Consider the following 17,099-nt stretch of genomic DNA (forward strand, 5'->3'; position numbering starts at 1 on the left):
ACCGCCGGCGTCACCCCTCCTTGGCCGTCCCCTCAACCAGGGGCACGAACCGCACCTCGCACAGGCTCTCGCGGCGGAAGGACCCGTCCTCCTGGCCGGTATAGCGATGCAGCATCTGCACCGACGTCCGCCCCACCGGCGCGACCAGAACCCCGCCCGGTTTCAGCTGTTTCAGCAGTTCGGTCGGCTCGTTCGGCGAGGCGGCCGTGACCATGATCCGGTCGAACGGCGCCTGTTCGGGCCAGCCCAGGCCGCCGTCGGAATGTCTGGTGATGACGTTGTCGATGCCCAGAGTCCGCAGCTTGCCCTCGGCCTCGACCAGCAGGCTGCGATAGCGTTCGACCGAATAGACATAGCGCGCCAGCCGTGACAGCACGGCGCACTGGTAGCCGCTGCCGGTGCCGATCTCGAGCACCCGATGGCGCGGCTCGACCTCCAGCGCCTGGGTCATCAGGCCGACGATATAGGGCTGGGAGATGGTCTGGGCGCAGTCGATCGGCAGGGCCTGATCCTCCCAGGCCTGATCGAGGAATTTCTGGTGCACGAACACGGCGCGGTCGATCGATTCCATCGCCGCCAGCACCCGGGGATCGGTGACCCCCTGTTGCCGCAGCGACAGGATCAGCCGCCCCGCCCTGTCGTCCTTCAGGTTCATCCCGCCAGCGCCTTCGGCGGCGCCCCGCCCAGCAGGCCCTTCAGGTCGTGGACGCTGGGCTTGTGGGTCAGGTCGATATGCAGCGGCGTGACCGAGATCTTGCCGTCGTCCATGGCCCGCAGGTCCGTGCCCGGCGCGTGGTCCTGTTTCGAACCGCGGAAGCTCATCCAGTAGTAGTCTCGGCCGCGCAGGTCCGTGCGCTTGACCGCATGCATCTCTCCGGCCTGCCGGAAGCCCTGCACGGTCACCTCGACCGCCTTGACCGCCTCAGGCGGTCGCGCCGGGAAGTTCAGGTTCATCACCACCCCGTCCTGCCAGGTTTCGGCCAGCAAACGGCTGATGATCGGCGGGGCAAAGGCCTCGGCCGTCTCCCAGTGGGCGGTGACGTCGTCGTGGAACCGCTCCAGCGACTGGCTCAGCGCGATCGAGCGGATGCCGAACGCCATGCCCTGCAGCGCGCCTGCCACCGTGCCGGAATAGGAGCAGTCCTCGCCCACATTGTGCCCGCGATTGACGCCCGACAGCACCAGGTCCGGCCTGGCGTCCATCAGGTCGTTGACGGCCAGGACGACGCAGTCGGTCGGCGTGCCCGTCACCGAGAACCGCTTGTCCCCGAACCGGTTGACCCGCAGCGGCTCGGTCAGGGTGATTCCCCGGCCCTTGCCCGACTGTTCCTCGTGCGGCGCGACGATCCAGACGTCGTCCGACAGCGTCCGCGCAATCCGTTCCAGACAGGCCAGGCCCTCGGCCTCGATGCCGTCGTCGTTGGTCAGCAGGATGCGCAAATCAGAAGCCTTTGGTGAGTCGGGAGGGAATAGCCGAATCCCCGCCCCCGCGCACCCTGCGACACCCTACTGGATGACGGCGATGTCCGAGCCCAGGATCACGAAGGCGCCGTCGCACTCGTTGCGGATGCTGGAGCCCTCGTAATCATAGCGGTCGCCCGGCAGGTCGTCGGACCACTCCATGGCCGTGCCGGTGACCCGCACCTTCTGGCGCCCGATCGTGGTCGCCGCCATCCGCTGTTCGTCGCGCGGCAGGGCCCCCGAGACGCAGGGGCGACGCGTGCCGGCCACGTAGCGGTTCTCGCTCTCGATCAACTGGAATTCCTCGCCCGAGAAATTGATCCAGCCTTCGAAGGTGGTCGGGGTCGGGGCGGGCTGGACCTCGGCGACAGCCGGGGCGGCGACGATCAGTGACAGGGCCGCAAGGATCATTTTCATCTCGGGACTCCCTTGTTTCCGTGCATCCCCGCGAAGGCGGGGACCCAGTTCTGTGGGCGACCAGAAGATAGGGTGAGCCCCGTCGCCAAGCCAGCGTCCCGTGAATCACAAAAGCACTGGGTCCCCGCTTTCGCGGGGATGAGCGGACTGGAAAAAATCACCCGACGTGCGTCGCCCCGCCCATATAGGGCAGCAGGGCCGCCGGCACGGCGATCCGCCCGCCCTCGTCCTGATAGTTCTCCATGATCGCCACCAGCGTCCGCCCGACGGCGAGGCCCGAGCCATTCAGCGTGTGCACGAACTCCGGCTTGCCCTCCTTGCGCTTGAACCGCGCGTCCATCCGCCGCGCCTGGAAGTCCCCGCAGTTCGAGACCGAGCTGATCTCGCGATAGGTCCCCTGCGACGGCAGCCAGACCTCGAGGTCGAAGGTCTTCCGAGCCGAAAAGCCCATGTCGCCCTTGCACAGCAGCATCCGGCGATAGGGCAGCTCCAGCTTCTGCAGCACCGCCTCGGCGCAGGCCGTCATCCGCTCGTGTTCGGCGTCGGACTGGTCCGGCGTGGTGATGGAGACCAGCTCGACCTTGTGGAACTGGTGCTGGCGGATCAGCCCGCGCGTGTCCCGCCCCGCCGACCCCGCCTCGGCCCGGAAACAGGGCGTCAGGGCGGTGAGGCGCAGCGGCAGCTCCTCCTCCGGCGTGATCTGCTCGCGCACGAGGTTGGTCAGGGAGACTTCGGCGGTGGGGATAAGGAGGTGCTCGCCGACGCGGAACAGGTCCTCCTCGAACTTCGGCAGCTGCCCCGTCCCGAACATCGCCTCATCCCGCACCAGATAGGGCGGATTGACCTCCAGATAGCCGTGCTCGGTCGTCTGCACGTCGAGCATGAACTGGCCGATGGCGCGTTCCAGCCGCGCCAGCCCGCCCTTCAGCACCGCGAACCGCGCGCCCGACATCCTCGCCGCCGCCTCGAAGTCCAGCAGGCCCATGGCCTCGCCGAGGTCGGCGTGATCCTTGGCCGGCCCACCGGCGCGCGGCGTGCCCCAGCGCGCGGTCTCGACATTGCCCGCCTCGTCCTCGCCGTCCGGCACGTCGTCGGCCGCGAGGTTCTTCTGCGCCGCCAGCAGGTCGCGCAGCGCCTTGCCCTTGGCCGCCTCGACCTCGCCCTGGCCGGCGATATCGCCCTTGAGGGTTTCCACCTCGGCCTTCAGCCGGTCAGCCTCCTCCATGTCCTTGCGGCCCATGGCGGCGCCGATCAGCTTGGACGCCGCATTGCGCTTCGCCAGCGCCTCCTGCCCCGCCGTCTGTGCGGCCCGCAGTTGGGTATCGAGGCTCAGGATCTGGTCGACCAGGGCCTGCGCATCCTCCACGCCGCGCGACGACCAGCCGGCGACGAAATGACCGGGGGTGTCTCGAATGGCTCGGATATCGTGCATGGCGCAGTCTTTGGGGCAGGCTTCAGGAAAGCGGATGCTCTAGCGGGCGTCGCCGCAGGGGGCAAACGCCACGCGCTTCCTTCTACCGGTGGGAGAATGTGGCCGCGAAGCGGACGGATGAGGGTTCGGCCTCACCGGTGACGCACGACCCTCACCCTTTCGCCTGACCGATCGCTGCGCTCCCGGAGGCTCAAGCCCTCTCCAACCGGGAGAGGGAATGGCTATGATCGCCCCATGACCCTGCACGCCCCCTACGACCCGTCCAACATCTTCGCCAGGATCCTGCGCGGCGAAATCCCCGCGGTGAAAGTCTGGGAGGACGACGCCGTCCTCGCCTTCATGGACGTCTTCCCCCAGTCCGAAGGCCACGTCCTCGTGATCTCGAAGACATCCACCGCCCGCACCCTGCTGGAGGTCGAGCCCGACGTGCTGACCGCCCTCGCCGCCGCGACGCGGCGCACCGCCCGCGCCGTCGAGAAGGCCCTCAAGCCCGACGGCGTCTCGATCATGCAGTTCAACGGCGAGGCCAGCGGCCAGACCGTCTTCCACCTGCACGTCCACGTCATCCCCCGCTGGTCCGACCGCGACCTGAAGGGCCACGGCCAGGCCGGCATGGCCGATGTCGAGGACCTCAAGGCGACGGCGGCGAAGATCGCGGAGGCGCTGGACTAATCTCCGCCTCCCCCGCTAAAGGCGGAGCAAGGCCGGCTTAGCTCAGTTGGTAGAGCGCCAGTTTTGTAAACTGGATGTCGCGGGTTCGATTCCTGCAGCCGGCACCACTCCTTCCGGGCCGCTCCCTCATGGCCGAACGCGCGATCAACAAACTGGGTCACCGCATCGGCGCGCGGGGCGGAAAGACGCGCGCCGCGATCCTGGAGGCCACCCGCCGTCTGCTGGACCGCCAGCACCTCGGCGAAATCCGGGTCGCCGACGTTGCGCTCGAGGCCGGCGTGTCGCCGTCGAATTTCTACACCTATTTCAAGACGGTGGAGGAGCCGGTTCTGGCCCTGTGCGAAGCCGCCGCCGTCGATTTCGCGCCCCTGTCGCGCCACCTCGAAGGCGACTGGTCGACGGAAAACGCCTTCGCCGCCGCCCGCGCCTACGTCATGGCCGTGCTGCTGATCTGGCGCGACCACGGCCCGGTCCTGCGCATCGAACACATGCTGGCCGACAAGGGCGAGGCCGGTTTCGTCGAGGCGCGCATCCGCCGCCTGCGCCGGGTCCACCTGTCGCTGGAGCGCCGTATCGCCGTCGCCCACGCCACCGGCTATCACGCGCCCGGCCTCGATCCCCGCCTGACCTCCTACGAGGTCGCCAATCTGGTGGAATCGGTTGCGGGCGGCTTCGACCTGATGCGACGCGGCGACACCCCGCCCGACGCCATCATCGACACCACCGCCCATATCGTCGTGAAACTGGTCACGGGGCGATGATTTCCTCTCCCTCCCCCTCGGGGGGAGGGCAGGCGCGAAGCGCCGGGTGGGGGCGGCAGGGCGATACAGATGCAGGCGTGTGAGGCTTTGCCTTGCCGCCCCCACCCGGTCTCCGCTGCGCTTCGACCACCCTCCCCCTCGGGGGAGGGAGAGGCCTGAGCCTCAGGTCGCCAGCGGCCCGTACAGCCAGGTCAGCCAGATCCCGATGGCCAGAAACGTCCCGAACGGCAGTTTCTGGGTCATCTCGACCTTCCGCCGGGTGATCAACAACGTCAGCACGATGCTGAACCCCGCCGCGCAGGCCCACAGCAGCACCGTCGGCAACCCCGTCCACCCGACCCAGGCCCCCGCCCCCGCGAACAGGATCGGATCCCCCCCGCCGAGCCCTTCCCTGCCGCGCACCCGCCGATAGATCTCGGCCAGCCCCCACAGGATGCCGAACCCGGCCACGGCGCCGACCAGTTGCGGGATCGGCCAGCCCTGGGCCAGCAGCGCCCCCGCGATCAGCCCCGTCGCGATCAACGGCAGTGTCAGCTCATCCGGCAGCCAGAAATTCTCGGCGTCGATCAGGGCGATCAGCAGCAGTTGCCACCCCAGGGCCGCAGTCGCCCCGACCAGCAGCCAGCCGCTGTCATATCCCCACAGCGCCGCCCAGACCCCGATGGCCGCCGCCGCGCATTCGATCAGGATATAGCGCGGCGACACCGCTGCCCCGCACATCGCGCACCTGCCGCGCTGGACCAGCCAGCTGATCGCCGGAACCAGCTGCCAGGCTTTAAGCGTCTCGCCGCAGCTCATGCAGTGCGACGGCGTGACGACGATCTCCTCGTCCCTCGGCAGGCGCACGGTCACCGCGGCGATGAAACTGCCGAAGATCAGGCCCAGCAGACCCATGACGATGGAAGCGTAAACAAGGCTCATCGCTCCCCATACCCGTCACCCTCGGGATTGTCCCGAAGGCCCGGCCCCTTTCACCGTGCATCCCGGCCTGCGCCGGAGTGCACGGAGAGGAAGTGTCAGCCCCCTCCGAGCGCCACCGCGATCCGATAGGTGGTGAACGACGCCAGATAGGCCAGGGCGAACATGTAGACGACCATGACCCACATCCATTTCCAGCTGTTCAGTTCGCGCTTCACCACCCCCAGGGTCGCCACGCACTGCGGCGCGAAGACGTACCAGGCCAGGAACGACAGCCCCGTCGCCAGCGACCACTGGGCCGCCAGGGTCGCGCCCAGCAGGCTTCCCGCGCTCTCGACGTCGGCGATGGCATAGACGGTGCCGAGGGCGGCCACGGCCACCTCGCGCGCCGCCATCCCCGGGACCAGGGCCACGACCATCTGCCAGTTGAAGCCGATGGGGGCGAAGATCGGCTCCAGCGCGTGGCCGATCATCCCGGCGAAGGAATAGTCGATGGCCGGCTGGGTCGCACCCTCAGGCGGATAGGGGAAGGTCGAGGCGGCCCAGACCAGGATCATCAAGGGCAGGATGATCCGCGCCGCCCGCTCCATGAAGATCCTGGCGCGGATCCACAGGTTCAGCAGCACCGACTTGGCGTCGGGCGCCTTGTAGGCCGGCAGCTCCATCATGAAGGGCTCGACCGCGCCCCTCCAGAACACCTTGCGGATGACGAAGGAGACCAGCAGCGCCGACACGATCCCCGCCGCATAGAGGCCGAACATCACCAGCCCCTGCAGGTTGGCGAAGCCCCAGACCGTCTGCTGCGGAATGAAGGCCCCGATGATCAGGGTGTAGACCGGGATGCGCGCCGAACAGGTCATCAGGGGCGCGACCATGATGGTCGTCAGCCGGTCCCGCTTGGCGTCGATCACCCGGGCCGCCATCACGCCGGGAATGGCGCAGGCGAAGGAGGACAGCAGGGGGATGAAGGCCCGCCCATGCAGCCCCGCCCCGCCCATGATCCGGTCCATCAGGAAGGCCGCCCGCGCCATGTAGCCGAAGTCTTCCAGCAGGATGATGAAGGCGAACAGGATCACGATCTGCGGCAGGAAGACGAGCACGCCCCCCACGCCCGCGATCACCCCGTCGACGACCAGGCTCTGCACCAGAGGCCAGACCGGCCCGCTGTCGGGCACGACCGCGCTGACACCCGCACCGATCAGGCCGAAACCCGCCTCGATCGCGTCCATCGCCGGCGTCGCCCAGGCGAACACCGCCTGGAACATGACCAACAGCAGGGCCATCAGGACGACCAGTCCGATGACCGGATGCAGCAGGACCCCGTCGATCCTGCCTGTCAGGGTGTCCGGCCGCTCCGGCGGAAGCACCGCCGCCCGCATGATCTGCTCGGCCCGGCGATGAGCGTCGCGAATGGCCTCGGCGTCCGGCGCGGTCCATGTCTCGCCCTCGGACGTCCAACCCGGTCCCGCCGCCGTCTCGATCTCGGCGACCAGGTCCTCGATGCCGCGCCTGCGCGTCGCAACCGTGGTCACGATCGGCACGCCCAGTTCGGCGCGCAGCCTCTCAAGATCGATGCGCAGGCCCTGTCGCTGGGCGATGTCGTACATGTTGAGCGCTAGAACCATTGGCCGCCCCACGGCCTTCAGCTCCAGGATCAGCCGCAGCACGAGCCGCAGATTGGTCGCATCGGCCACCGCCACGATCACATCCGGCACGGCTTCACCGGCCAGCCGCGCGAGGACCGCGTCGCGCGTGACCTCCTCGTCGGGGCTGCGGGCCCGCAGCGAATAGGTCCCCGGCAGATCCAGCACCGACATCGACCGGCCAGAGGCGGCCAGCACCCGGCCCTCCTTCCGCTCCACCGTGACCCCGGCGTAGTTCGCGACCTTCTGGTGCGCGCCGGTCAGGGCGTTGAACAGGGCGGTCTTGCCCGAGTTGGGGTTTCCGACCAGGGCGACCCGCAGGGGCCTGACAGCGACGTCCATCTATTCGGCGGCTTCGGCGAACAGCTCGACCGTCAGGCCTCGCGCCTCATGCCGACGCAAGGCGACACGCATGTCATCGACTTTCAGCGCCATCGGGTCGCGGCCGAATACACCCTGGTGCAGCAGCTGGACGTGCGCGCCTTCGACGAATCCCAGCTCAAGCAGGCGACGCTCCAGTTCAGCGCCGTGCTCGTCGCCGCCGACCGACACGACGCGGGTGATGATCCCCCGGTCGCCCAGCCGTGCCTCACTCAGGGAAATGACGTTGCTCATGACGCTCGTTCTCTGCGGCGCGCTCGCCCCCGGCAGCGCTCCGATACCTGCGAACGCTTATCAGGAGCGACACCGCTTCGTCCAGTGCGGCGTTTATTCCGCCGCCGCCGGAATCGGATCGTTGGCGGTGGCTTCCTGGGCCTCCCACTCCTCGATCTTGCGGGCCGTGTATTCCGGAGACTTGGTGAAGCGGGCGAGCGCTCCATAGATCACCGGCACCACGAACAGGGTCAGCAGGGTCGAGAACATGGCGCCGGTGAAGATAACCACGCCGATCGTCTGGCGGCTGCCGGCGCCCGCGCCCTGCCACAGGACGAGCGGCAGAGCCCCGAAGGCCGTGGCGATCGAGGTCATGATGATCGGGCGCAGACGCAGCGCCGAACTCTCGACGATGGCCTCCTTGATCGAACGGCCCTGGTCGCGCAGCTGATTGGCGAACTCCACGATCAGGATGCCGTTCTTGGCCGCGATCCCGATCAGGATGATCAGCCCGATCTGCGAATAGATGTTCAGGCTGGAGCCGGCCATCAGAAGGCCGAACAGCCCGCCCGCCGCTGCCAGAGGCACGGTCAGCATGATCACCGCCGGGGTGATCCAGCTCTCGAACTGGGCGGCCAGCACCAGGAAGACGAGCAGCAGGGCCAGGGCGAAGGCCCAGGTTACGGCGCCGCCGGCCTCCTGCTGGTCGCGCGCCGCACCGCCATACTGCAGGCTGACGACGCCCTGCGGCTGCTGCGCCGCCTGCTCTTCCATGAAGGCGACGGCGTCGGCGATGGTCATACCGGGGTTAAGGTCCGCCGACAGAGTGATCGCACGTTGTCGGTCGAGACGGCGACGGTCGGGCGTGTCACCCGACGTCTCCGTCGTGACCACCGACGACAGCGGCACCAGGGCCCCGGATCCCGCCCCCACATACAGCCGTTCCAGATCCCCGACAGAGGTGCGATTGGCCCGCTCGGTCTGCAGGATCACGTCGTATTCCTGCCCGCCGCGGATGTAGGTCGTGGCCAGCCGGGATCCGAACATGGTCTCCAGCGTCCGCCCGATCTCCTGGGCGGACACGCCGAGGGCGGCAGCCTTCTCGGGATCGACATCGACCAGCAGACGCGGCGCATTGGGCTCGTAGTTCAGACGCGGGCGTGAGAATCCGGGGTTCTCCAGCGACGCCGCCAGCAGCGGTTGCAGCCAGTTGTAGATCTCTTCGTACTCCGCGCCCGTGGCGATCAACTCGATCGAATTTCCGCCGCCACCGCCGCCGCCACGCTGGAAGGCCCCGGGCGTCGAGGCGTTGACCTGGGCGCCCGTCTGGCTGCGCAGCTTGCCGTTCAGCTCCTGGGCGATGTCGTCGGCCGAGCGCTCGCGCTCCGACCAGTCTTTCAGGATCAGCGAGGCGTTGCCGGAGTTGTAGCTGCCGCCGCCGAACCCCGGGGCGGAAATCAGGAAGCTTTCGACCTCGCCCGCGTCCTTGTACTCCGCCAGGATCGGTTCCAGGCCCATCATGATCTGGCGTGTGTAGTCGAAGCCGGCGCCCTCAGGCCCCTGGACACGCACCTGAACCCGACCCCGATCCTCGGGCGGCACAAGTTCGTCCGGCAGGGTCAGGAATATGCCCCCGGCCCCCGCGCCGACCAGCAGGATCAGGAGGGAGACGCCGATCACGGCCACCCGCTTGCCGACCATCGCGTCCAGCGAATTGGCGTAGGAGTTCTTCAGCCCGTCCATGGCCCGATCGACGTTGCGCGCCAGCCAGCCCGAGCCGGCGGCGGGCTTCAGGATCTTGGACGCCAGCATCGGCGACAGGCTCAGCGCCAGGAAGGCCGAGAAGGCCACGGCCGCTGCGATGGCCGCCGCCAGCTCAACGAACAGCCGCCCGACGTATCCCGGCAGGAACAGCAAGGGCGCGAACACGGCCAGCAGGGTCACGGTGGTGGCGATGACGGCGAAGAAGACCTGACGCGTGCCGCGCTCGGCGGCGACCAGCGGCGGTTCGCCGTGGTCGAGGCGGCGCTGGATATTCTCGGTCACCACAATGGCGTCATCGACGACCAGTCCGACGGCCAGCACCAGCGCCAGCAGGGTCAGCAGGTTCAGCGAGAACCCGAGCGGCGCCAGGACGATGAAGGTCGACAGCAGGCAGATCGGAGCCACGATCGACGGGATCAGCGCCGCCCGGAAGCTGCCCAGGAAGATGAAGTTCACGAAGGCCACCAACACCATGGAGATGCCGATGGTGATCCACACCTCGTCGATGGCGTGGGATGTGAAGACCGAATTGTCCGAGCCGACGACCAGTTCGGTGCCGGGCGGCAGTGTGGCTTGCAGTTCCTCGACCAGGGCCTCGACGCCCTTGGAGATTTCCAGATCGTTTGACTGGGCCTGACGGGTCACGGCCAGACCGATCTGGTCCAGTCCGTTGCCGCGGAAAAGGCGGCGCGCCTCGGCGGGGCCTTCCTCGACCCGGGCGATGTCGCCCAGACGGGTCACATAGGTCGCGCGGGCCTGCAGGGCGCCGGTCGCGCCCGAGCCGTTGGGAATGGAGCCGGTCGAGACCGCACCCGAGGCGCCCGCCGAACCGATCGACGCCGATCCGGCCGTGCCGATCGGCAGCCGGGCGAAGTCCTGGGGCCGCGCATAGGTGCGGGCCACCCGCACGGTGTAGTCCTTGTCCGTCGATTCCAGCGCGCCTGCCGGCAGTTCGACGTTCTGGCTCGTCAGGGCCTGTTCGACGTCCGAGACGGTCAGGCCGCGCGCGCCCATGGCGGCGGCGTCCAGCCAGATGCGCATGGCGTAGCGCTGCTCGCCGTAGATCTGGGCCTGGGCCACGCCCGGCACGGTCGCCAGACGGTCCAGCAGGTTGCGGTCGGCGTAGTCGGTCAGCTCCAGCCGGTTCATCGACGACGACCGCAGGAACAGGATCATGATCGGCTGGCTGTCGGAATCGGCCTTGGCGACTTCCGGCGGCTGGGCCTGGTTCGGCAAGCGGCCTTGCACCCGGCTGACCCGGTCGCGAACGTCCGAGGCGGCGACGTCGATATCGCGATCCAGGGCGAATTCGATCGTGACGTTCGACCGGCCGTCGCGGCTGGACGAGGTGATCCGCTCGACGCCCTGGATGCCGGCGACCTGCTGCTCGATCGGCTCGGTGATCCGGTTCTCGATGACCTCGGCCGAGGCGCCTGCGTAGCTGGTCGAGACCGAGACGATCGGCGGATCGACGTCCGGCAGTTCCCGCACCGGCAGGAAGAAGAAGGCCGCCGCCCCGATCACACACAGAACGATCGCGGCCACGGCCGCGAACACCGGCCGCCGGACGGAAATGTCGGAGAGCATCATCGTCCGGCCGCCTGCGGCTGCGCGGCGGCGGACGGTGCAGCCGCCGGGGCCTGGGCGGCGCCCTGTGCGGCAGGCCTTGCGCCCCCGGCTCCCGCAACCGTGATCGGCGCATTGGGCTGGATGCGGTTCAGGCCGGAGCCGACAACGCGGTCATTGGCCGCCAGACCCGAGACGATCTCTACGAAGCCGTTCTCGACCGCTCCGGTCTCGACCGTCACCCGCTGGGCGGTCGAGCCGCGCTCACCGGAGGCGATGCGATAGACGAAGGCGCCGTCGCCTTCGTACTGGATGGCGGACTCAGGCACCGACGGCGTCTGGCGCTGGCCCTGCTGGATACCAACCCGCATCAGCATGCCGGGACGGATGCGTCCGCCGGGGTTGGGGAACTCGGCACGTGCGGTTACGGCGCGCGTCGTCTCGTTGATCCGGGTATCGATCAGGGCGATCCGGCCCGAGAACTGTTCGGAGCCATAGGCGTCGGCCGTCGCCACGATCGGCAGGCCCTGACGCAGCAAGGCGAGGTAGCGTTCAGGCACCGGGAAATCGACGCGGATCACCGAGGTGTCATCCAGGGTGGCGATGACGGCTCCCGGGCTGATCAGGGTGCCCGGCGTCACCGAAGACAGACCCAGGGTGCCGGCGAACGGAGCCCGGATCATCCGGTCGCCGCGACGCGCCTCGGCGGCGGAGAGCGAGGCCTGGGCCGTCTCCAGCGCCGTTTCGGCGTCCTCGGCGGACACGCGCGGCGCGACGCCGCGCTCGGCCAGCGCCTTGAACCGGTCGAATTCGCGCTGGGCCTGCGCCACCTGTGCACGGGCCTGAATGATGCTGGCGTCTTCCTCGCGCGCCTGAAGCTGGACCAGAGGCGTCCCCGCAGCCACGCGCTGACCGTCGCTGAACAGGACGGCGGTGATCAGCTCCGAGGTGCTGGAGGTGACGTTCACCGACCGTCGGCCGCGCGCAACGCCGAGCACATTGATCTGGTCGCTGAAGGGCCGCAGCGCCACCACAGCCTCGGACACAGCCTGGCCGCGCCCGCCGCCGGGTCCGCCTGGCCCGCCGGCGCCTGCCTCATCACCCGCGAAGGCGACGCGCAACACGGCCGCAACGATCATCAGACCGAGCACGGCGGCGGCGATGACGAGGAACAAATGACGTCTGATCACGCGGTTCGATCTCTTTGAGCAAGCGGGCGGCCCGGAATACCCATTCCGCCTCGCCAGGCAACCTAAAGAGTTTGTAACGTGTGCCGTTCCAGTTTCCGGCGCGCCAGACTGTCGCGGATCAAAATCTCCGCCAGAGAGCGACCACCGCGCCCTCCGCCAGCGGCGTTTCCCGGCCCGCGACCGTGCGCCGCCAACCGGCCTGCAGGCTCCAGCGACCGAGGTTGCGCACCACCGAGGTCTCGACAGACAGCCAGCGTGCGCCGTCGCCGTCGGTCATACCGCCAAAGGCCTGGCCCAGCACCATCCAGCCTTCGCCGAAATGGCCGCCCACGGTGAAGTCCGCCCGGGTCTCGTCCGGCAGGCCGTCGCGCATGCGCCGGGCCGCCTGGATCTCGACGAATGATCGGTCCGGTCCCCATCCGCCGGCCAGACCCCTCCCCGGCCCGCCCAGCGAATGACCGGCCGACACCCGGACCTCCCAGTCCTGCTCGCCTGCGCCGGGCGCGGCATAGCCTGCGTTGCGCCCGTCGCCGGAGATCGAATAGCCGGCATAGAGGCTGACCGCGTTCCGGTCGTCACGATACGCCTGCCAGGCCACGCCGAGTTCGACGGGCCCCCGCCCGTCATAATCGACGAAGGCGTCCTCGCCCGACTGCCAATCGCCCTTGAACTGGACCGTCAGAGTCTCGGTCAGCCCGTATTGGGCGAACACGCCCAGCGACCGGTCCTCGCGTTCCATCGGCAACGGCAAGACCGCGCCGGACGGGTCGTAACCCTCCTTCGCGCGCATCGTCTCCGCCTTGACGATGACCTGCCCCTTGCCCTTGCGCTGGTTCCAGGCGTTGGCGTCGGCCGACGTCGCCGCCGTCGCGAGCAACAGGCCCGCGAGGCAGCGATAGAGCATCAGACGTCGTAGCCAGGCGATTTGCGATCCACCAGACGCAGCGCGCCCGGCCAGGCCAGGGCGGCGATGAAGCCGATACCCCTGCCCTGCTCCTTCGTCTCGGCCTGGGCAGCGTCGGGCGCCATGAGGACGTGTTCCCGCCCGCCGGACAGCGCCGCGACCTGCTGGGCGCAGGCGCGCTCGAGGAAGAACATCCCGACCCAGGCCGCAGCCGCCGTCTGTCCGACCGCCAACGTCCCGTGGTTTCGCAGCAACATCAGAGGCTTGTCGCCCAGGTCCGCCACCAGCCGCTCGCGCTCATCGTGGTTCAGCGCCAGACCCTCATAGCCGTGATAGGCGACCTGGTGCTGCAGCAGACAGGCGTTCTGGCCGATCGGCAGCAGGCCCTCGGCTTGCGCCGCCACGCCCACCCCCGCCACGGTGTGCAGGTGGATGACGAAATGCGCATCCTCGCGCGCCGCATGGATCGCGGAGTGGATGGTGAAGCCGGCCGGATTGATGAAGCTCTGCGTCTCCTGAACGATGTTCCCTTCCAGATCGACCTTCACCAGCGACGAGGCGGTGATCTCCTCGAAATAGAAGCCGTAGGGGTTGATCAGGAAATGGTGTTCCGGCCCCGGGACCCGCGCCGAGATGTGGGTGAAGATCATGTCGTCCCACCCGTGCAGGGCGACGAGCCGGTACAGGGCGGCCAGATCGACCCGCGCCTGCCATTCCTCGGCTGAGACCCGCGATTTCAAAGACTGGGCTGCGCCGTCGGCCATACTGACTCCTCCATCGCCTCTTGCCGGGCGAAGTCGGCAACGTCGCGCCAACACTGGATCGGGTCAAGACGCACCACATTCAGGCTTCGTTAACCGAGTTTTCACCACCTGCGGCCAAGGTCGAAACTGCTCGGACGCTCAACGTCCGGCCGGAGTTCGCCGTGACCGCTGTTGTTCAACTTCAGTCCCATCGCTCCACGGATGCGGAGACCCTGTCCTCCGCACAGCATCTCCTTGAGCTCGCGCGCGGCAAAGGTGTGGACGATCGCCGCCGGTTGCTGCTTGGCATTGCAGCCCTGTGCGACACGACCCCGCCCGGCGCCGAGGCCTCGCCCATTCTCGGCGAGATCTTCATGGTCATCGCCCGCCAGGCCGAACGCGATATCCGAAAAGCCCTGTCCGACAGCCTCGCCGCCGCCGAATGGGCCCCGCCCGCCCTCATCGCCATGCTGGCGCTCGATGAAATCGAGATCGCCCGCCCCGTCATCGCCCAGAGCCCGCTTCTGAAGGATCAGGACCTGCTGCGCGTCCTGGTCGAGGCCACCATCGAGCACCAGATCGAGGTCGCGCGCCGCCCCCGCATCAGCGGCCGGGTCGCCGACGCCATCATCGACCGCGGCGAACCCGCCAGCCTGACGGCGCTGGCCGGCAACAAGACCGCGGAAGTCAGCGAAGACGCCCTCGGCCGTCTGATCGAGCAGTCGCGCCGCATCGCCGCCCTGCGCGCGCCCCTGACCCGACACCCGCGTCTGAACGACGCCCTGGCGACGCAGCTCTATCAGTGGGTCGGCCAGTCCCTGCGCGAGGCCATCGGCGAGCGCTTCCGCGTCGACGAGACCCGGCTGGCCGAAGCCATCGACGCCGTAACCCGACCCGTCGCCGCTCCGCCCAGCGCCGAGCCGCTCGGCATGGAACCCGCCGACGTCACCGATCATGAGGAGATGGAACGCCGTCTCGTCGCCAAGCTGCAGAGCGCCGGCCAGCTGCGCGCCGGCTTCCTGATCCGCGCCGTCCGCGAGAAACGCCTCAGCCTGTTTGAACACGGCATCGCGGCCTTGGGCGGCTTCCCGATCAGCCACATCCGTGCCGCGATCATGCGCCCCAGCCCGGACGCCCTGTTTCTGGCCTGCGCCGCCGTGGGCATCGACCGCGCCGTCTTCCCGGCCGTGCTCGATGAAATCCGCAAGCTGAACGATGGCTGGCCTGGCGATGGAGACGAGGGCTATGCGGGCCGTATGACCCTGCCGCCATCCGCCGCCATGCGCGAATTCCGCGCCCTGATGGGCCACATCGGCGACTGACAATCCGTCACGGCGTTTGACTTCCCTGTCCGGCTCGGCTTCTCGTGACCGGGTGAGCGTCGACCCCTCCTCCCTTCGAATCGCCTTTTGCGCCAGCGACCGCCCCGAGGCTGTCCAGGCCCGCGATCGCCTGACCGAACGCTACGGATCGGCGCCGGAGGCACAGGCCGATGTCATCGTGGCCCTGGGCGGCGACGGCTTCATGCTGGAGACCCTGCACGCCAACCTGATGCGCAAGATTCCGGTCTACGGCATGAACCGCGGCTCTGTCGGCTTTCTGATGAACGACTACGACGAGGAGGCCCTGCCCGAGCGGATCGCCGCCGCCGGCCGCGCCGTCATCCACCCGCTGCAGATGGACGCCTGGACCGAGAGCGGCGCGGTGCATACCGGCCTGGCCATCAACGAGGTCTCCCTGCTGCGCCAGACGCGCCAGTCGGCCAAGCTCAGGATCAGCGTCGACGGCAAGGTCCGGCTGGAAGAACTGGCCTGCGACGGCTGCATGGTCGCCACGCCCGCCGGCTCCACCGCCTACAATCTGTCGGCGCACGGCCCGATCATTCCTCTGGACGCGCGGATGCTGGCCCTGACGCCGATCAGCGCCTTCCGGCCGCGTCGCTGGCGCGGCGCCCTCCTGTCTCACCGCGCCAGTGTCGAGTTCGAGGTGCTGGAGGCCGACAAGCGCCCGGTCAGCGCCGTGGCCGACAGCCTGGAGATCCGTCGGGTCGTGAAGGTGGCGGTCAGGGAGCGCCGCGACGTCAGCCTGACCATGCTGTTCGACGCCGGCCGCTCGTTCGAGGAACGCGTCCTCGCCGAACAGTTCACAGGGTAAGGCCTGATCGGGATATGTGTTGGCGGTTTTCCCCTGCACGCAGGTCACGGGTTCTTAAGAGCCCTCGTGCATCCTGAGGTCGTCAGTCTTCAGGAGTTCATCGTGAGCAACCCGGCTCAGGTCATCCGTCCACCCAACATGCTGCGCGCCAAGGTCGGCGGCGGTTTCGGCGGCATCAATGCCGACGCCATCGCCAGGGCCGAAGAGGCCCTCAAGGCGATGTCCGGCCAGTTCGGTCAGTGGCTCCAGGACGAGATCACCAAGCTCGACGCAGCCCAGGCCGCGATCCGCGCGGAGGGTTACAACAGCCAGACCGCAGAAGGCCTTTATTTCCGCGCCCACGACCTCAAGGGTCTCGGCGCCACCTACCAGTATCCGCTGGTCACCCGCCTCGCCGGTTCGCTGTGCAAGCTGATGGACGATCCCATCAAACGCCTCGAGGCGCCGATGAAGCTGATCGACGCCCACATCGACGCCATCCGCGCCGTCGTCCGCGACCAGATCCAGACCGACGACCACCCTACGGGCCGCGTCCTGTCGGAAACCCTCGAAGCCGAGGTCGCCGCGCACCGGGCGGGCTGACCCTTCCGTCGGGATGTCGGGCGCTTTCCGATATCTTCTGGCCCCTAACTGAAGGGGGAAGCCAGTGCTTATCGAATTGCCGCCTACTCGGGGTTTGCACCACTAGCGGCGCGATCTCGGCCCTGGCTTCGCCCCCTTACGCGTGGTTCAGCTCGACCCAGAGGGCCACCCTCCACTCAAGCGCTCTCCCTCCGGGAGAGGGTTTTTTGGGTCATACCCATCAACGGACGCCCGAATTCACCCAACGAATTCAACGCTCCGATCTTTTGAGAGCCGTTTAACCAGGCGCCCTTCAAAT

General features: G+C 68.3%; 16 protein-coding genes and 1 tRNA gene. 6 read left to right on the plus strand and 11 right to left on the minus strand.

Annotation, left to right across the window (positions count from 1 at the left end; translation table 11 throughout):
* Positions 1-10: 10 nt before the first annotated feature.
* The 4 genes from ACP7AB_RS02785 to serS form a co-directional block, all read right to left on the minus strand.
* Complete coding sequence (locus ACP7AB_RS02785) at positions 11-655, minus strand: protein-L-isoaspartate(D-aspartate) O-methyltransferase (protein ID WP_303695449.1); 645 nt, start codon at positions 653-655, stop codon at positions 11-13.
* Positions 652-1,440, minus strand: a complete 789-nt coding sequence (surE, locus tag ACP7AB_RS02790; RefSeq protein ID WP_425987408.1) for a 5'/3'-nucleotidase SurE — start codon at positions 1,438-1,440, stop codon at positions 652-654. Before surE ends, ACP7AB_RS02785 begins: the two co-directional genes overlap by 4 nt.
* Positions 1,441-1,506: 66 nt before the next feature.
* Positions 1,507-1,878, minus strand: coding sequence for a hypothetical protein (locus ACP7AB_RS02795; RefSeq protein WP_425987409.1), 372 nt, complete (start codon positions 1,876-1,878; stop codon positions 1,507-1,509).
* A gap of 157 nt (positions 1,879-2,035) precedes the next feature.
* Positions 2,036-3,310: a serine--tRNA ligase gene (gene serS, locus ACP7AB_RS02800; protein WP_425987411.1), complete on the minus strand. Its 1,275-nt coding sequence runs from the start codon at positions 3,308-3,310 to the stop codon at positions 2,036-2,038.
* A 234-nt stretch (positions 3,311-3,544) separates the two neighbouring features.
* On the opposite strand from serS, the gene ACP7AB_RS02805 reads away from it, so the two are divergent.
* The 3 genes from ACP7AB_RS02805 (at position 3,545) to ACP7AB_RS02815 (ending at position 4,743) form a co-directional block, all read left to right on the plus strand.
* Positions 3,545-3,982 carry an HIT family protein gene (locus ACP7AB_RS02805; RefSeq protein ID WP_425987412.1) on the plus strand — a complete coding sequence of 146 codons (438 nt, stop codon included), beginning with the start codon at positions 3,545-3,547 and terminating at the stop codon, positions 3,980-3,982.
* Between the two features lie 31 nt (positions 3,983-4,013).
* A tRNA-Thr gene (locus ACP7AB_RS02810) sits at positions 4,014-4,089 on the plus strand.
* A 21-nt stretch (positions 4,090-4,110) separates the two neighbouring features.
* Complete coding sequence (locus ACP7AB_RS02815) at positions 4,111-4,743, plus strand: TetR/AcrR family transcriptional regulator (RefSeq protein ID WP_425987413.1); 633 nt, start codon at positions 4,111-4,113, stop codon at positions 4,741-4,743.
* 162 nt (positions 4,744-4,905) lie between these two features.
* Here ACP7AB_RS02815 and ACP7AB_RS02820 read toward each other — a convergent pair whose 3' ends face one another.
* From ACP7AB_RS02820 to ACP7AB_RS02850, 7 genes are all read right to left on the minus strand, one after another.
* Positions 4,906-5,664: a prepilin peptidase gene (locus tag ACP7AB_RS02820; RefSeq protein ID WP_425987414.1), complete on the minus strand. Its 759-nt coding sequence runs from the start codon at positions 5,662-5,664 to the stop codon at positions 4,906-4,908.
* Positions 5,665-5,759: 95 nt separating this feature from the next.
* On the minus strand, positions 5,760-7,646 hold the full coding sequence (gene feoB / locus ACP7AB_RS02825) for a ferrous iron transporter B (protein ID WP_425987416.1): 1,887 nt from the start codon (positions 7,644-7,646) through the stop codon (positions 5,760-5,762).
* On the minus strand, positions 7,647-7,919 hold the full coding sequence (locus ACP7AB_RS02830) for a FeoA family protein (protein WP_425987417.1): 273 nt from the start codon (positions 7,917-7,919) through the stop codon (positions 7,647-7,649).
* Positions 7,920-8,012: 93 nt separating this feature from the next.
* Positions 8,013-11,249: an efflux RND transporter permease subunit gene (locus ACP7AB_RS02835; protein ID WP_425987632.1), complete on the minus strand. Its 3,237-nt coding sequence runs from the start codon at positions 11,247-11,249 to the stop codon at positions 8,013-8,015.
* Entirely contained in the window at positions 11,249-12,418 is a 1,170-nt protein-coding gene (locus tag ACP7AB_RS02840; RefSeq protein ID WP_425987418.1) for an efflux RND transporter periplasmic adaptor subunit, read from the minus strand. The genes ACP7AB_RS02835 and ACP7AB_RS02840 overlap by 1 nt, the downstream gene beginning before the upstream one ends.
* A 118-nt stretch (positions 12,419-12,536) precedes the next feature.
* Positions 12,537-13,322 carry a hypothetical protein gene (locus ACP7AB_RS02845; RefSeq protein WP_425987419.1) on the minus strand — a complete coding sequence of 262 codons (786 nt, stop codon included), beginning with the start codon at positions 13,320-13,322 and terminating at the stop codon, positions 12,537-12,539.
* Positions 13,322-14,086 (minus strand): class II aldolase/adducin family protein, encoded by a 765-nt coding sequence (locus ACP7AB_RS02850; RefSeq protein WP_425987420.1) that lies wholly within the window; start codon positions 14,084-14,086, stop codon positions 13,322-13,324. The genes ACP7AB_RS02845 and ACP7AB_RS02850 overlap by 1 nt, the downstream gene beginning before the upstream one ends.
* Before the next feature lie 161 nt (positions 14,087-14,247).
* Between ACP7AB_RS02850 and ACP7AB_RS02855 the strand changes: the two genes are divergently transcribed.
* From ACP7AB_RS02855 to ACP7AB_RS02865, 3 genes are all read left to right on the plus strand, one after another.
* A complete protein-coding gene (locus ACP7AB_RS02855) occupies positions 14,248-15,387 on the plus strand; it encodes a DUF2336 domain-containing protein (protein WP_425987422.1) in 1,140 nt (379 codons plus the stop codon).
* Between the two features lie 52 nt (positions 15,388-15,439).
* Entirely contained in the window at positions 15,440-16,219 is a 780-nt protein-coding gene (locus ACP7AB_RS02860) for an NAD kinase (RefSeq protein WP_425987423.1), read from the plus strand.
* A gap of 102 nt (positions 16,220-16,321) precedes the next feature.
* Entirely contained in the window at positions 16,322-16,801 is a 480-nt protein-coding gene (locus tag ACP7AB_RS02865; RefSeq protein WP_425987424.1) for an Hpt domain-containing protein, read from the plus strand.
* Positions 16,802-17,099: the final 298 nt, after the last annotated feature.

Source organism: Brevundimonas sp. TWP3-1-2b1 (genome assembly GCF_049896165.1).
Classification (GTDB): Bacteria; Pseudomonadota; Alphaproteobacteria; order Caulobacterales; family Caulobacteraceae; genus Brevundimonas; species Brevundimonas subvibrioides_B.

Coding starts and splice junctions, on each gene's coding strand:
- ACP7AB_RS02785 (WP_303695449.1), bottom strand. CDS start 655: ATGAACCTGAAGGACGACAGGGCGGGGCGGCTGATCCTGTCGCTGCGG.
- ACP7AB_RS02795 (WP_425987409.1), bottom strand. CDS start 1,878: ATGAAAATGATCCTTGCGGCCCTGTCACTGATCGTCGCCGCCCCGGCT.
- serS (WP_425987411.1), bottom strand. CDS start 3,310: ATGCACGATATCCGAGCCATTCGAGACACCCCCGGTCATTTCGTCGCC.
- ACP7AB_RS02805 (WP_425987412.1), top strand. CDS start 3,545: ATGACCCTGCACGCCCCCTACGACCCGTCCAACATCTTCGCCAGGATC.
- ACP7AB_RS02815 (WP_425987413.1), top strand. CDS start 4,111: ATGGCCGAACGCGCGATCAACAAACTGGGTCACCGCATCGGCGCGCGG.
- ACP7AB_RS02820 (WP_425987414.1), bottom strand. CDS start 5,664: ATGAGCCTTGTTTACGCTTCCATCGTCATGGGTCTGCTGGGCCTGATC.
- feoB (WP_425987416.1), bottom strand. CDS start 7,646: ATGGACGTCGCTGTCAGGCCCCTGCGGGTCGCCCTGGTCGGAAACCCC.
- ACP7AB_RS02830 (WP_425987417.1), bottom strand. CDS start 7,919: ATGAGCAACGTCATTTCCCTGAGTGAGGCACGGCTGGGCGACCGGGGG.
- ACP7AB_RS02835 (WP_425987632.1), bottom strand. CDS start 11,249: ATGCTCTCCGACATTTCCGTCCGGCGGCCGGTGTTCGCGGCCGTGGCC.
- ACP7AB_RS02845 (WP_425987419.1), bottom strand. CDS start 13,322: ATGCTCTATCGCTGCCTCGCGGGCCTGTTGCTCGCGACGGCGGCGACG.
- ACP7AB_RS02850 (WP_425987420.1), bottom strand. CDS start 14,086: ATGGCCGACGGCGCAGCCCAGTCTTTGAAATCGCGGGTCTCAGCCGAG.